Below are 14,096 nucleotides of genomic sequence, written 5' to 3' on the forward strand. Positions count from 1 at the left end.
TTAGTGTCTTGGTGGTGAAAAAAGAATATTTTAAACACCAAGACACTAAGACACTAAGAGGAAATACAGCTTTTTAGCTGAGATTATTGGCGATCGCTTGATTTGTGTCAAAGATAATTCATCGGATCTACTGGTGTACCATTTTTGCGGACTTCAAAGTGGAGGTGAGGCCCTGTAGATAAACCCGTGGAACCAACTGCGGCGATCGCTTGTCCGCGTTTGACTGTTTGCCCTTCGGAAATATACAATTCACTACTATGTGCGTAGAGTGTAGTTATACCATTACCGTGGTCAATAATTGCAGCTTTACCATAACCACCATACCAACCAGCAAAAATCACTGTACCTGAGTTTGCTGCTCTAATTGTACTACCGTAGCTGGCAGCAAAATCTTGACCTGCGTGAAAGCGGCGATAACCGAGAATTGGATGTACTCGCCAACCAAAGGAACTACTGGTAGGTGCATCGCTGGGATACGCAAACATCCCTGTACCACGAATAAGCACGCTGTTGCGGCTGTTTGTCTTGACTTTTGCTTCTGCTTGTGCAATCTTTTGTTGAATTAAAGTTGTAATTGCTTGGGAGTCTTTCTCTAACTGGGTTTGCGCTGCTTCTAACGCCAAGCGATCGCTATTAAGACGTCCGATTAATTCTTGCTGTAAGTCTGCTTGAGTTTGATAATCGGCTTTTTGGGCGAGTAATTGTTGTCTCATCAATGCTATTTCGTTTTTTTGCTGTTCTACTGCTATTTTTTGGTTGTTGATTTCGTTGGCTTGGGTTGTAAGTTTAGCTAAAATTTGCTGATCTGCTTGATATACTAACTTTAGATAACGACGATGACTCATAAAGTCGTTGAGATTTGAACTTTGCAGCAAAATAGCCCAGCCTTGAGTAACTGGTGAACGTTGGAGAAAGCGTAATCGAGCTATTGTCGCTGTTTGTTGTTGTTGATAAGCAAGTTCTTTGGTTGCTAAATCTGCTTGTAGTTCCTGCAAACGTTCTGTTGCTAGGTTGAGGCGGAATTCACTATCTTGAATTTGCGTGTCAGTAGTTTTGAGGTTTTGCTGTAAACCATTGAGTCTTTCTTGGGCTGCTTGTTGTATATTGGTTAAGCGATCGCGTTCTTGTTTTACACTTCGATGCTGTTGATTAATTTGCTGCTGCTGTTGTTGCAAATTCTTAATTGCATCAGATGTTGTTGGTACTGCTTTAGCTGGCAATGTTAGCGATATGCATAAAATTACTAAAAATGCAAGATAAATATAATCATAAATTCTCTTTTTTTCTAGAAATATCACTCTCATGTTGTTAAATAGAGACAAGCGATCGCTTAAAACATCATGAGTAGTGTTCCCAAAAATTTGTTAGGTATAACGAGGGATTGGGGAATAGCTACGGCGACAGACGCGATTGAATGAAAGCGTAACCATGGTCAAACCTCGGTATCATCATGCAATTCAAGCTGTTAAGTTGATCAACAATGTCGGGACTGTCAAAATCTTTGGAGTTTCGATTGAGAAAACACCAGTTATAGCATTATACAGCCCTGATTCTATCAGCCATTGTTGCGATGTATCGATATCTTCAGGGGGTTCGGACGCATGAATAATTCTCCCCAGCCAGGATGCCACAATTAGTTCAAGGCTCTGACCACTGATTTTGTCCTCACTTATTCCAGCCTGTTCAAAATAAGGCTGAAGAATAGGGCGAGCATCAATACTATAGTCGGGTTCTCTCTGCTCCAGTTGATCATCAACACCCGTCCATAAATAGAACCGATCTGGAAAGACCATTAGGAAATAAGGGGCTTTTGGAAAAGTGCCGTGGGCGAGAATATTACGCCGGAAGCGATCAGCCCATTCTGGCGACGCATTGCGTTTAGTCTTCACTTCGACAACAAGCATCCGTTGACCACTGCGGTCATCAACGGACAAATCCCAGTTATTATCTTCCTTAGAAAACATGAATAAAATCTACTTTAAGATGACTGATTATCTATCATTCTGACCCAGGATACTCTTAGTGAGCCATTATCTCAACGTTTCAATTGTTCTAACTTTTCTTGTGGTAGTTGGCTAAGATTTAAGCGTTCTAATATGTCTGCCTGCATATGCATAATTAAATACGGCGTTGCTGAATCGCGGTATGAATCTAGTGTAGAGACGCGATATATCGCGTCTAGTACAAAGGTTTTGGAATTACCTAAAATCATTTTCATACATGAAATCAGCAACGCCTTAAATACACTATTCTAAAGAAGCGTTAGATATAGTGTTCCCAAAATCTGTCCCGTTTTAATTACCCCTAGGCAATTTTATATAAGAATTTTGACTCAATGTGTCTATGATAAAGGGCTTGGCACGAGGCAGAGATTTGTTTTAATAAAGTTAAATGAGTAATGTTTAAAGTTTTGAAATCGCCATGCAAGTAAACGTCCGCCTCACAACTACCACTACTACTACCAACTCATACCAAGTTGCCAAAGATAGGATTGTTTGGAATCAAGCTCACTACTGGAGTGGCTTTCGGGCAAATAATACGATCTAAGACAACTTGGTATCAGGAGGGTTGTGAGGCGATCGCGTTGACTTGAAATTCGACTTTTTTAAAAAGTCGGGGATCTGATGTATTTGGAGTTGTCGCAAATTTGTAATTGCATCAGATTTTATTGTGAGGGGAGGTTTCATACGCTACTTTGTTTATGTGCATTCTACTTAACTTATGAATACACGAGTTGGATCTTCAATTACCAATTTCAATCAAAAATTTTGATTTCGTTAGGACACAAGTTGTTGTCGTTAGGACACAAGTTGTTGTCGTTAGAACACAAGTTGTTGTCGTTAGGACACAAGTTGTTGTCGTTAGGACACAAGTTGTTGTCGTTAGGACACAAGTTGTTGTCGTTAGGACACTAAGTTCTGTCGTAACGACACTAAATTCTGTCGTTACTAAATCTTAAGTAGAGTGTGTTATGGCTTTAGCCTAACAGGCATAACTCAAACACTGAAAAAGCAGCAATACCAATCATCGCGTTAGCAATGATCAAAATTTGTTCGCCACACACTGAAGCAAAATTCCAGCTATGCCAGCATTAATTTCAAGATAAGTAACTAGACGCAAATAAACACAACTACTTTGACTGGGTGTATCAGGATGGGGGTAAATTAACAAATCTGCCTCTGTACCTCACACCCAGCCTTCTTCAGTCAGTTTTATTAGAAGCTCTAGTTCTTATATTGTTATCTATTCCTCATCTTCCAAAAGTCAATCACGGGAAAATCCCACAACCTGTGCATGAAAATATGACTTTTCCCACACCTCTACACTGTATTTTCAAGCTATCCCCTCACGGGAAAATCACACGGAGATGAAAATCTATCCCCCGATCCCCTTTCCCTGATCCCCTTTCCCCGATCCCCACAGCCATTTTCAAAACAGAGGATTTCTCAAGTTAATACGAGGTTTCTATGAGTATAGGCAGAGCCATTCTTTTGATTGCTCTGGTTTTTCCAGGCTTGATGATAGTAGCAACATCGATCTACGCGTACAATGCTGATTTTGCAACGATGGAAAGAACCGAAAGGTTTGTCGAACAACTAGCAAGGCAAAGAAGAGCAGATGATAGACAATTACAATTAGCCTATCATCGAAGTATGGTTCATCGCATGAACGCTTTTACTAATGGTACTTGGGGTTTTATCGGCGCCACGATCGCAGCCATTGGTATACATGGGTTAGCAATTACCAAAGAGGAATCGATTCAAGACCAAAAAAGATCAGGTAATTAGTGTTAGTAGTTGGTGGTTGGTAGTTCCCAAGAACAAACAACTAGTACAGACGCGATTCATCGTATGTACAGACGCGATTAATCCCATGTACAGACGCGATGTTCCTCGCGTCTCTACTTATGATCTATAAAACTTTTGAGGTCAGACAAGGCGCGATCGCGATAACGTCCGTATCGCTCTTGTTTATTTTTGATTTTTTCTCCTAGTTCGGGCAAAATGCCAAAGTTGGGTGGCATGGGTTGAAAATGTTTGGGTGAAGCTGAACTGATAAATTCAAACAGCGCCCCCATCATTGTTGTTGGTGGTAGGGTTAATACTTCTTTCCCTAAAGCGACACGGGCGGCGTTTGTACCAGCTAACCATCCATCAGCAGCAGCAGCAGTGTAGCCTTCAGTACCAATTAATTGTCCAGCAGCCAATAAAGTTGGACGATTTTTGAATTGTAAACTAGATAGCATGAGTTGGGGAGCATTAATAAAGGTGTTACGGTGCATCACCCCCAACCGCACAAACTCAGCATTTTCTAAGCCGGGAATCATGCGGAAGACACGTTTTTGTTCACCCCAGCGCAGGTTAGTTTGGAATCCGACCATATTCCAAAGTTGACCGGCTTTGTCTTCTTGTCGTAGCTGCACTACAGCATAGGATCGTTCACCTGTGCGACTATCTGACAATCCTACTGGCTTTAAAGGCCCGTAGCGCATTGTATCTTCTCCTCGGTGTGCGAGTTCTTCAATGGGTAGACAAGCTTCAAAAAATTTCGCTGTTTCTCGCTCAAAGTCCTTTAATTCTGTTTGTTCGGCGTTACGCAGTTCTTGCCAAAACAGGAGATATTGCTCTTTGTTCATCGGACAGTTGAGATAAGCTGCTTCGCCTTTGTCGTAGCGAGAGGCGAGAAAAGCAATGTCATGGTTGATGGTTTCGCCCACAACAATCGGACTAGCAGCATCGAAAAAGCTGAGATATTCCATCCCCGTGAAGCGGCGCAAGTCTTCAGCTAAGTCGGGACTGGTTAAAGGACCTGTTGCCAAAACAACAATCCCTTCCGGGATTGCACGTAGTTCTTCTCGACGCAACTCAATTAAAGGATGTTGAGCAAGAGTTTGTGTCAAGTCTTGACTAAATTGTCCCCGATCAACTGCTAGCGCCCCTCCAGCAGGTACTTGGTGTTCATCAGCTTTGCCAATGACTATCGATTTTAATTGCCGCAGTTCTTCATGTAACAAACCAGTCGCGCGATCGCTTGCCATTGCGCCAAAAGAATTGCTACAAACTAATTCCGCTAAGTGTTCTGTGTGGTGAGCAGGACTAAAGCGTTGGGGACGCATTTCATAGAGAATTACTGGTATTCCCGCTTGGGCGATTTGCCAAGCTGCTTCTGTTCCCGCGAGTCCTCCTCCAATCACATGAATAGGTTGTTTTTCCATAGTCGAATTTTTAAATTTTAGTTCGGTTAAAGATTATTTGCTGAGAGTTTTGTATATCAACAATCATAGATGATTCGCTGTCATCAGGTAGGCGTGATGGCTATCTTGTCTATTAATTAACATAGTGCGTCACCTTGAAAACTTTTTAATATTAGTATAATTTACAACAAAACATACCGTGTCAGTGTATGTCTATCAAATATTTGTGTAAACTAGCAAATACAGTTGATACGAGTGTGATTCATATGAAAATGGAACCTGCATACACTTCTGTGGGGAAAATTTTTGAGTACAGACCAATGTTTTTTATCCCTAAATATCAAAGAGCTTATGCATGGGAAGCTGAATCTGTTGAAGATTTTGTCAAAGATTTGAAAAACTGTTTTGAAAGAAGAAAATCAAATACGCCTGTTAATCATTTTTTTGGAGGGGTTCTCTGCGTTAGATATCCTGTTGCAGGAGCAGTAAATCAATATGAGTATGAAATTATTGATGGGCAACAAAGAATTTCAACCTTTACACTACTGATGTCTTGTTTAATCAAGATATATAAAGAGTTGCTAGAACAAGCTAAGAGTTCAGCAGATAAAAATAATGAATTTATATTGGAAGGACGCATCAAAGCCCTCTCCGAAAGATTTATAGAGTTCAGTCAAGAGGTTCAACGAAAGGTAAACTCTGTTGAAGTTATGAGACTATCGAGAGCAGATCATCTTTTCTATAAAGAATTGATCCGTGAAATGAATCCATCTCCTTCAAGAGATTCTCATCAAAAGATCAATCATGCATACCAAACTCTTCTAAAAGCAGTACTAAATATCATCAGTCAATCAAAATTAGAAGAAAAAATGGATGATCTTGAAATAATACAAAATATTATAGATAATGATTTCACAATACTATATATGGTAACTGACAGTAAAGAAGATGCGTTTAGATTATTTCAAGTTATTAATGATAGAGGAACCAATTTAACAGTTGGTGATTTATTAAAGGCAAAAACTTTAGAGATTTTAGAAGGTTTCAGAGATTATCAAGATAGTTGTGAAGCTTTCTGGGACAATATTCTTGCTGATTCTCCATCAAAAACAGAAAATTATTTAAACTGGATCTATGAATCTTACAAAGGAAAGAGAGCTAAACAAGATGAATTATTTGATATGTTGCTTGATGGCTTCTTTCCAGAACATAAAAAACATAAAATTGAAAACTTTACATATTGTGAATCAAAACAAGTTTATCAAACAGTAAAAAATATACATGAGGATATTTTTAAGTGTAGAAAATTGCTAGAAGGACAGTGGTTACATACACAACAGCAACCAATAACTAATTGGGACAGAACTCGCTTAAATATTCTTTTGAAAGAACTTGATCATACTTTATCTGTACCGCTATTTCTAGCAGCTTCACAACTTGACCATAAGGTTTTTTCAGAAATAGTACAGATTGTGGAAAAAGCTTATTTTAGGTATAAAATAATATGTAATCAGCACGCCACACCATTAAAAAATATTTATTATGAAGAATCACTCGCTATCAGAGAAAAATCAAGCTCTTATGACGTCTCAGGACTAAGAGATAAACTACATAAATTAATTCGCTCGAAAGCATCAGATATCTCCTTTCAAAATGGTCTTGAAATATTAGAATATAAAGAATCGGGAGGAAGTAATAAACCTCTTAAATACTTTTTGATGACACTAGAATATTATTATCAATGGTATCAATCTGGAGCTATAGGAACTCCATTATGTAAAGATAAAAGTAGAGTCTATGACTTTGCAGGTACTTCAATTGAACATATATATCCACAAAATGCAGATGAGAATTTTAGAGACGAAAATTTAGAACCACTGAAAAATACATTGGGAAATCTGATTATTTTAGATCCCAGGCAGAATACTATAGGCGGAAATGACCCTTTTGTCACAAAAAGGTCACTTTATCAAGAATCATCAGTACTATTGACTAGAAATATAGCAACAAACGAAACCTGGAGTGAAAAAGAAATCAAAAATCATAAAAATTTACTTATGGATATTGCGCTCAAAGTTTTTTATCCATGATTTTCAACTACGAAAATTGTACTTTTGTACGTTGTTGGATCAGTGCGATCGCCCTCGTGTATGGTTATGAGTCAGAGCGATCGCACTGAGGAAGTATTCATCTAAAATATAATTAGGATTGAATTTAGTATTGAATTCGGTGCTGAAGCTCCTATGATCAACCTAGAGAATATTCACTCACTCACAGATTTCAAGCGCAATGTCAAACAGTTTCTAGAACGTATCAAAGCAACAAAATCTCCCCTCATCCTGACTGTCAATGGTAAAGCAGAAATTGTTGTCCAGGATGCTAGTGCATTTCAAGAAATGACAGATCGGCTTCAACATGTAGAAGAAGAACTACGAAAGCTAAAGCTAGAAGCGTTGCAGCGTGATATTGCGATTGGAGCCGAGCAACTGAAGAATGATCAGTACACCGAATATGATGATGAGTCGTTACCTAGTTTGCTGGAAACCATCAAAGCGCGAGGACAGCATCACCTGCTTCAGGAACAATCAGAATGAATCGCTACAGACTTTCTCAACAAGCCGAACAAGACTTGGAAGATATTTGGATTTACCTGCTTTCCTAGTCTTTAGTATTTATTATTGACATATTTCTTCCCTACTTTACATGATTTGCACGAGCCATTTCACGCTGTCTTAACTTCACAAGAACTCGCTTAAATTGTTCAAATTCTGCTTGACTCAATTCTGTTTTTTGCCATGCTGGACGTTGCATTAAGCGTTCAAACCAATCATTTAAATTAGGATAATTGCCAAAATTCATTCCTAACTTAGTAAACAAAGATATATCTGTACCAACGACAATATCTGCCAAAGTTAACTGTTCACCACCAAAAAAAGAGTTATTACCTAGAGTTGTCATCAAAAATTTGAATACAGTATCGATATGCTGCTTTGCTTGGATAAATTTGGGTGAATCTTCTGTTTCAAAAATTAAAGCAACCATTTTTGGCAATAGTTCATTTGTAGATACCATTTGCACCATTCTGACAGTTGCTAATGCTTCAGCACTTTTTGGTAATAATCTGGGTTGAGGATATTTTGTTTCTAAGTAATCCAAAATTGCCAGCGATTCTAACACTCTAAAATTATCATCAACGATGACGGGAATGTGATGAAATGGATTTAGTTCTAAATAATCTGGTTGTAATTGATCGCCATCTAATTTCATTAAAATTGGCTCAAAAGCGATTTCTTTTTCTAGCAGAGTCCGCCATACACGACGAGCCATTGGCGATCGCGGATTGTAATAAAACTTGAGCATAGTAATCTCCTCCTCAGAAAACTAAATTAACTGTTTCGCTCACGATAAAGACGCAACACAAAATCACCAGCAGGTGTTTTTCTGAATGCATTAATTTCAGATACAAGTTTGTGTGGTAAATGTTGGTAACTAATACTTCGCATTGGATATTCTGAAGGTTGTACAGCAGGAGCAGCAAGCGTTGCAAAAGTGAGATCAGCAGCAGAAAATTTATCTCCTACTAAATAAGTGCGTCCATCTGCTAACAATTTGTTGACCTGCTCAAAAATGCTTTGAATTTTATCGTAAGCTTGTGCAGCAGACTCTGGATTTATATTTAGTTTACGTTGAGCAAATGAACGAGTAACAGGAAAAAGTATTGGAAATAACGCCCGCTCAAAAAAAGGAACACCATAACACCATCTGCTTTGCATAATTTTGTAGTCATTCATGATATGAAAATAACTCCAAGAGCGTGTAGCAGGGCCTAGTTGGGAGTTAAATAAATTTTCTAGTTCTTCTACTTTTTGGCACTGGTTTAAATCGGTAGGGTAAAGTTTAGCGTCGCTAGGGACTATTGAATCTAAGTATCTTAAAATATCAGTTGAATCGATAAAAATTCCTGTTTCCGTGACCAAAACAGGTGTTGTTTTGCCACCAACACGACCTGTTGCTAATAGATGAAATGGTGGTGTATGTCTTTCTTCCACATATATAACTTTCAATTTGTCCAACGCCCATCTTGCTTTTTCGCAATAATGACTAATCGGAATAGTAATAAGACAGAAAGGTTTTGTTGGATTATCAATAGTTGTTTTCATGGTTTGATCATGCAATTTCATAAATTAAGACCGTTCGGTCTGTAAAATGGCAAAAAAATATATTTGATAAATTCAAGACAGCTTAAGTTTGTAAGTTATTGCTCATGTAATCATTTAAATGTTTGATTGCTCTATCTAAATGAATCTCATCTCCGTATAATTTACTCATCATTACGGCTCCTTCGAGCATAGCAATCATAATAGTTGCAAATTCATCAGCGTTAACAGTTGGACGAATCTCTCCTCTTTCAATTCCTTTTTTGATAATTAAACAAATCAGTTCGCGCCAAGAAGTCATCGCTTGTTGAGCGCGTTCCCGTAACGCTGGATGTGTATCATCACTTTCAATTGCAGTATTCAATAATGGACATCCTCCCTTGATGGGTGAATGGTTTATGTATCTGTGAAATACACCCATGATTGCTTGCAAACGCTCGATCGCATGACGTTTACTTCGCCAAGCATCTCTGTAAAGCTTTTTAATTTGAGCGATCGCATAATCAAAAGCCTGTAGCGCTAATTCATCTTTGCTGCTGAAATGATTATATATACCTCCTTTTTGCAAACCCGTTACCCGCATGATGTCTGATATAGATGAACCAGCATATCCCTGTTGATTAAACAGTTCGGCTGCTTGTTGGAGAATTTTCGCTTTTGTTTCTTCGCCTTTAGACATCAAATATTTTCAGACCGATTAGTCTGATTAAATTTAGCATGATAAATGATTTTCGGTCAACCGATTTTAGATTTGCGATTTTGGATTCACCCAAACCACAACAGACAATTAATTTTAGATTTTGGATTGAATAATCTTCTAATCCAAAATTCTGTGATACCATTTCACAAAAAATCTGATACAAATACAGACCCTGTACCAGACGCGATATATCGCGTCTGGTACAAAATTTATGTGTATCGTGATTAACGTGAAATGGTATGACCGGGGTTTGAACCAAAAAAATAATCTAAAATCCAAAATCCAAAATCTAAAATTGGCACGGTCAAGCATGGTTTCATAGAGGCGTAAATATATACACCTCTACTGAAATTTTGCGTTAAGCGCAGAGAGTGAGAATTTTTTCCACAGTCTGAGGATTTACATCTTGGTGTTCGCCTAAAGCGACATAACCACGTTTTTCCAGACGTTCAAGAATTACAGGTACTGAGTCTAAGCTTAGACCATAATCAGAAAGACGAGTCCGTACACCCACTGATTCAAAAAAGTCACGAGTTTTGGCGATCGCTAACTCAACTCGTTCTTCTTGAGAACCATCGATAATGTTCCAAACTCTTTCAGCATACTGGAGAAGTTTTTGCCACTTGCGATCGCGTTTGATTGAGAGGGTACAAGGTAATACAATTGCTAGAGTCTGAGCATGATCTAAACCGTGGAGTGCGGTTAACTCATGACCAATCATGTGGGTTGTCCAATCTTGGGGTACTCCAACACCAATCAACCCGTTAAGTGCCATCGTCGCACACCACATTACCGAAGCACGTGCATCATAATCTTGAGGATTAGCTAAGGTTTTTGGCCCTTCCTCAATCAGCGTTTTCAGTATTGACTCAGCCATCCGGTCTTGTAGTGGTGCATTGGCTGGATAAGTCAAATACTGCTCCATCACATGAGTATAAGCATCGACTATGCCATTACTTACCTGTCTTTGGGGTAGAGAAAAAGTTGTTTCTGGGTCGAGAACCGAGAAAACAGGAAACACTAAAGGACTACCAAAGTAAAGTTTTTCTTGAGTTTCCCACTTAGTTACAACTGAGTTTATATTCATTTCTGACCCAGTTGCTGGCAGAGTTAATACTATACCAAGGGGTACAGCAGCCGTTATAGATGCTTGCTTGGCCAGGATATCCCAAGGATCGCCAGCAAAAGGAACTGCGGCGGCGATAAACTTAGTACCATCAGCAACAGAACCGCCTCCTACAGCCAGTAGAAAATCTATACCCTCATTTCGCACCAACTCAACTGCTTTCATGAGAGTTTCAAAGTGAGGATTTGGTTCAATTCCGCCAAACTCAATGACATTACGTCCAGCTAATGCAGACTTGACCTGCTCGTAGACACCGTTAGTTTTGATGCTACCACCACCGTAGGTCATGAGAATTTTGGCATCAGCAGGAATTTCAGCAGCAATGTTAGCAATTTGACCTTTGCCAAACAGGATTTTTACTGGATTATAAAATACAAAGTTTTCCATTTGACACCTGAATTTGAGTACGACAACAATTAATCCAAGACTGGTAATTCCAGATTTGAGAGGAATTCGTCAAGCTGTTTCCTATGGTTTAGGCTTCAGTGTTTTGCCTGATTATTTATGTAACATTTGAATAGAAAACCACTGCTTAACACTTGTTATCAAACCTGTGGAACCTGTGACTAACCAAATTTGGCTTGCGTTTCGCAAATCTGACAGACAAGTGCAAAAGACAAAAATATTGTTACAGTTTTTGGAGCAGAAGAGCCGCATAAAGAACAGTTGCAAAGCGACTCTTAAAAAGACGAACGAGCAGTAGCACAAAAATCAACTCAAAAACCGTGGTTCTACGACGGCTTTAAACCCATTATTTTTGGTAAACTTCATCTCTTTATGTCATACAACTCTGACATTTCATTAATCGTCATACGTGAATCAAAAGATTTTAAACTTCTTAAAACATATGGAGGGTTTTAGCTCCGGACAAAGAATCGGCATAAAATTCTCGATTTTTGCGGTATTATCCCGTTTTACAAGAAATTGATTGCTCATAGCTCAAGTACGTTTTAACGTATTGAATCAAAATAGAACCTCACGGACAATCACGCCCACAACGAGAGGATGAAAAATCCACTATTGTGCAAGGCGAGAAACACAGATAGGATAAGGAACAGTTAGATTCCCAATCCCCAATCTCTAATTTTTAATTTTTAATTTTTAATTTTTAATTGTTTTCTCCCCTGTTACCCTGGCAACAGGGGTTTTTGCTAAGTATTTTTTCCTACTTTTAGCAGTGTTTTGAGTGAAACAAATGCTCTTTTTCAAGAACAAATCCTGAAATCCATATAAATTAATGGTTTCATCTATCCACTTCTGGCTTGAACACTTTAGAATGATTCATTGAAAAGTCGAGCCGATGAGAGTTACAGGAGTTTTAAGCAAAAATACTCTCACAGACGGCTTTTGTAAATCTCAAAACAGGGATTTAGGTAGAGATGCGTCAAATGTATCTGTACAAAATCTCAAGTAAACCTCAAGGAGTTTGACATGAATAAAGGTGAATTAGTTGATGCAGTGGCTGAAAAGGCTAGCGTAACCAAAAAACAAGCGGATGCTGTCTTAACTGCTGCTTTGGAAACTATCATTGAAGCAGTTTCCTCTGGTGATAAAGTGACCCTAGTGGGATTTGGTTCTTTTGAATCACGGGAACGCAAAGCCCGTGAAGGACGTAACCCCAAAACCAACGAAAAGATGGAAATTCCTGCAACAAAGGTTCCTGCTTTCTCAGCGGGTAAGCTGTTTAGAGAGAAAGTTGCACCCCCAAAATCTTAGTCAATGTTTTTGTAGGGAAATCTTTTGTAATGCGGCAAATGGCACATGGGGGAAATTTAGCTTGGGCAGCAGCAATAGCTGGCTGTTCCCCCAGTGCTATTGTTGATTTTTCTGCCAGTATCAGTCCTTTGGGACCTCCAAGCAGTGCATTGGTTGCTATTGAGTCTCAACTGCTCAATCTTCGGCACTATCCAGATCCCGATTATTTTGAACTGAGACTGGCTCTAAGTGAGTTTCATCAACTACCGCCAGAGTGGATTCTGCCAGGTAACGGCTCGGCAGAATTATTAACTTTGGCGGGGAAGGAATTGGCAGAATTAACCGCAACAGCTTTGATAACTCCAGCCTTTGGCGATTACTACCGATCGCTAGCAGCATACAATGCTAAAGTGCTGGAATTTCCTCTTTCAAAGGTCATTGGTCAAAAGTCATTTTTTGTGAGTGATTTGTCATCTATTCTTGACAGAGAACAAATCACCCAGGACAAAGGACTTCTTCTCAATAACCCCCATAATCCAACAGGAAAGTTATTCGCAAAACAAGCCATTCTGCCCTATCTAGAGAAATTCGCTTTGGTTGTGGTGGATGAAGCTTTTATGGATTTTCTACCTCCAGAGCAGCAACAAAGCATAATTGGAGAAGTAGAAAAATACCCCAATTTAGTCATTTTGCGATCGCTCACTAAGTTCTATAGTCTCCCAGGACTACGCTTAGGTTATGCGATCGCTCACCCTGATCGTTTGCGACGTTGGCAGTCTTGGCGCGATCCCTGGCCTGTCAACATTCTTGCTCAAGCAGCAGCATTTGCTGTAGTTAATGATCGAAACTTTCAGGAGCAAACTTGGACGTGGCTAGAACCAACACGAAACCAGCTGTTTGAAGATTTAGCCCAAATTCCAGGTTTGCAACCCTTGCCGAGTGCTGCTAACTTTTTACTTGTGAAATCACAGCACTCCTGTCTTGAATTGCAGCAACAACTACTCAAGCATCATCGAATTTTGATTCGCGACTGCTTGAGTTTCCCTGAACTTGGCGATCGCTATTTCCGGATTGCTGTCCGCTTATCCTCAGAAAACCAACGTTTATTAGACGCGATCGCTTTAGTCAATGGTCATTAGTCATTAGTCCATAGTCCATAGTCCATAGTCCAATGTTCAAATTTTATGACCCTTGACCCTTGACGATTGACCCTTGACGATTGAC

At 39.2% G+C, this 14,096-nt stretch carries 14 protein-coding genes; 6 read left to right on the forward strand and 8 right to left on the reverse strand.

Annotation, left to right across the window (positions count from 1 at the left end):
* Positions 1–107: 107 nt before the first annotated feature.
* From B4U84_RS00245 to B4U84_RS00260, 3 genes are all read right to left on the reverse strand, one after another.
* A complete protein-coding gene (locus tag B4U84_RS00245; protein WP_131114882.1) occupies positions 108–1,304 on the reverse strand; it encodes a murein hydrolase activator EnvC family protein in 1,197 nt (398 codons plus the stop codon).
* A gap of 153 nt (positions 1,305–1,457) precedes the next feature.
* Entirely contained in the window at positions 1,458–1,964 is a 507-nt protein-coding gene (locus B4U84_RS00255; RefSeq protein WP_131114884.1) for a hypothetical protein, read from the reverse strand.
* 71 nt (positions 1,965–2,035) lie between these two features.
* Positions 2,036–2,218: a hypothetical protein gene (locus tag B4U84_RS00260; protein WP_131114886.1), complete on the reverse strand. Its 183-nt coding sequence runs from the start codon at positions 2,216–2,218 to the stop codon at positions 2,036–2,038.
* Between the two features lie 203 nt (positions 2,219–2,421).
* Between B4U84_RS00260 and B4U84_RS31860 the strand changes: the two genes are divergently transcribed.
* Positions 2,422–2,547, forward strand: a complete 126-nt coding sequence (locus tag B4U84_RS31860) for a hypothetical protein (protein ID WP_278248279.1) — start codon at positions 2,422–2,424, stop codon at positions 2,545–2,547.
* A 920-nt stretch (positions 2,548–3,467) separates the two neighbouring features.
* Positions 3,468–3,788, forward strand: coding sequence for a hypothetical protein (locus tag B4U84_RS00265; RefSeq protein WP_017312591.1), 321 nt, complete (start codon positions 3,468–3,470; stop codon positions 3,786–3,788).
* A gap of 113 nt (positions 3,789–3,901) precedes the next feature.
* Here the strand turns inward: B4U84_RS00265 and trmFO are convergent, their stop codons facing one another.
* Positions 3,902–5,215, reverse strand: coding sequence for an FADH(2)-oxidizing methylenetetrahydrofolate--tRNA-(uracil(54)-C(5))-methyltransferase TrmFO (gene trmFO / locus B4U84_RS00270; RefSeq protein WP_131114888.1), 1,314 nt, complete (start codon positions 5,213–5,215; stop codon positions 3,902–3,904).
* Between the two features lie 245 nt (positions 5,216–5,460).
* Here trmFO and B4U84_RS00275 point away from each other — a divergent pair, with 245 nt between their 5' ends.
* Together B4U84_RS00275 and B4U84_RS00280 are read left to right on the forward strand one after the other, a co-directional pair.
* The gene (locus tag B4U84_RS00275) at positions 5,461–7,284 is read left to right on the forward strand and encodes a GmrSD restriction endonuclease domain-containing protein (RefSeq protein WP_207390885.1); all 1,824 of its coding nucleotides are present in this window, start codon (positions 5,461–5,463) and stop codon (positions 7,282–7,284) included.
* Positions 7,285–7,437: 153 nt separating this feature from the next.
* Positions 7,438–7,788, forward strand: a complete 351-nt coding sequence (locus tag B4U84_RS00280) for a type II toxin-antitoxin system Phd/YefM family antitoxin (protein ID WP_131114890.1) — start codon at positions 7,438–7,440, stop codon at positions 7,786–7,788.
* Positions 7,789–7,888: 100 nt separating this feature from the next.
* On the opposite strand, the gene B4U84_RS00290 is transcribed toward B4U84_RS00280, so the two are convergent.
* The 4 genes from B4U84_RS00290 to B4U84_RS00305 all read right to left on the reverse strand — a co-directional run bounded on the left by B4U84_RS00290 (position 7,889) and on the right by B4U84_RS00305 (position 11,564).
* Positions 7,889–8,554, reverse strand: a complete 666-nt coding sequence (locus B4U84_RS00290) for a glutathione S-transferase family protein (protein WP_131114892.1) — start codon at positions 8,552–8,554, stop codon at positions 7,889–7,891.
* Positions 8,555–8,580: 26 nt separating this feature from the next.
* Complete coding sequence (locus B4U84_RS00295; protein ID WP_131114894.1) at positions 8,581–9,354, reverse strand: glutathione S-transferase family protein; 774 nt, start codon at positions 9,352–9,354, stop codon at positions 8,581–8,583.
* Between the two features lie 82 nt (positions 9,355–9,436).
* Positions 9,437–10,030 (reverse strand): TetR/AcrR family transcriptional regulator, encoded by a 594-nt coding sequence (locus tag B4U84_RS00300; RefSeq protein ID WP_131114896.1) that lies wholly within the window; start codon positions 10,028–10,030, stop codon positions 9,437–9,439.
* Between the two features lie 379 nt (positions 10,031–10,409).
* Complete coding sequence (locus B4U84_RS00305; RefSeq protein ID WP_017312583.1) at positions 10,410–11,564, reverse strand: iron-containing alcohol dehydrogenase; 1,155 nt, start codon at positions 11,562–11,564, stop codon at positions 10,410–10,412.
* Between the two features lie 1,044 nt (positions 11,565–12,608).
* Between B4U84_RS00305 and hbs the strand changes: the two genes are divergently transcribed.
* Positions 12,609–12,893 (forward strand): non-specific DNA-binding protein Hbs, encoded by a 285-nt coding sequence (gene hbs / locus B4U84_RS00310; protein WP_009457351.1) that lies wholly within the window; start codon positions 12,609–12,611, stop codon positions 12,891–12,893.
* Between the two features lie 29 nt (positions 12,894–12,922).
* A complete protein-coding gene (cobD, locus tag B4U84_RS00315; RefSeq protein ID WP_131114898.1) occupies positions 12,923–14,011 on the forward strand; it encodes a threonine-phosphate decarboxylase CobD in 1,089 nt (362 codons plus the stop codon).
* Positions 14,012–14,096: the final 85 nt, after the last annotated feature.

It is taken from the genome of Westiellopsis prolifica IICB1 (genome assembly GCF_004323185.1).
Classification (GTDB): Bacteria; Cyanobacteriota; Cyanobacteriia; order Cyanobacteriales; family Nostocaceae; genus Pelatocladus; species Pelatocladus prolificus_A.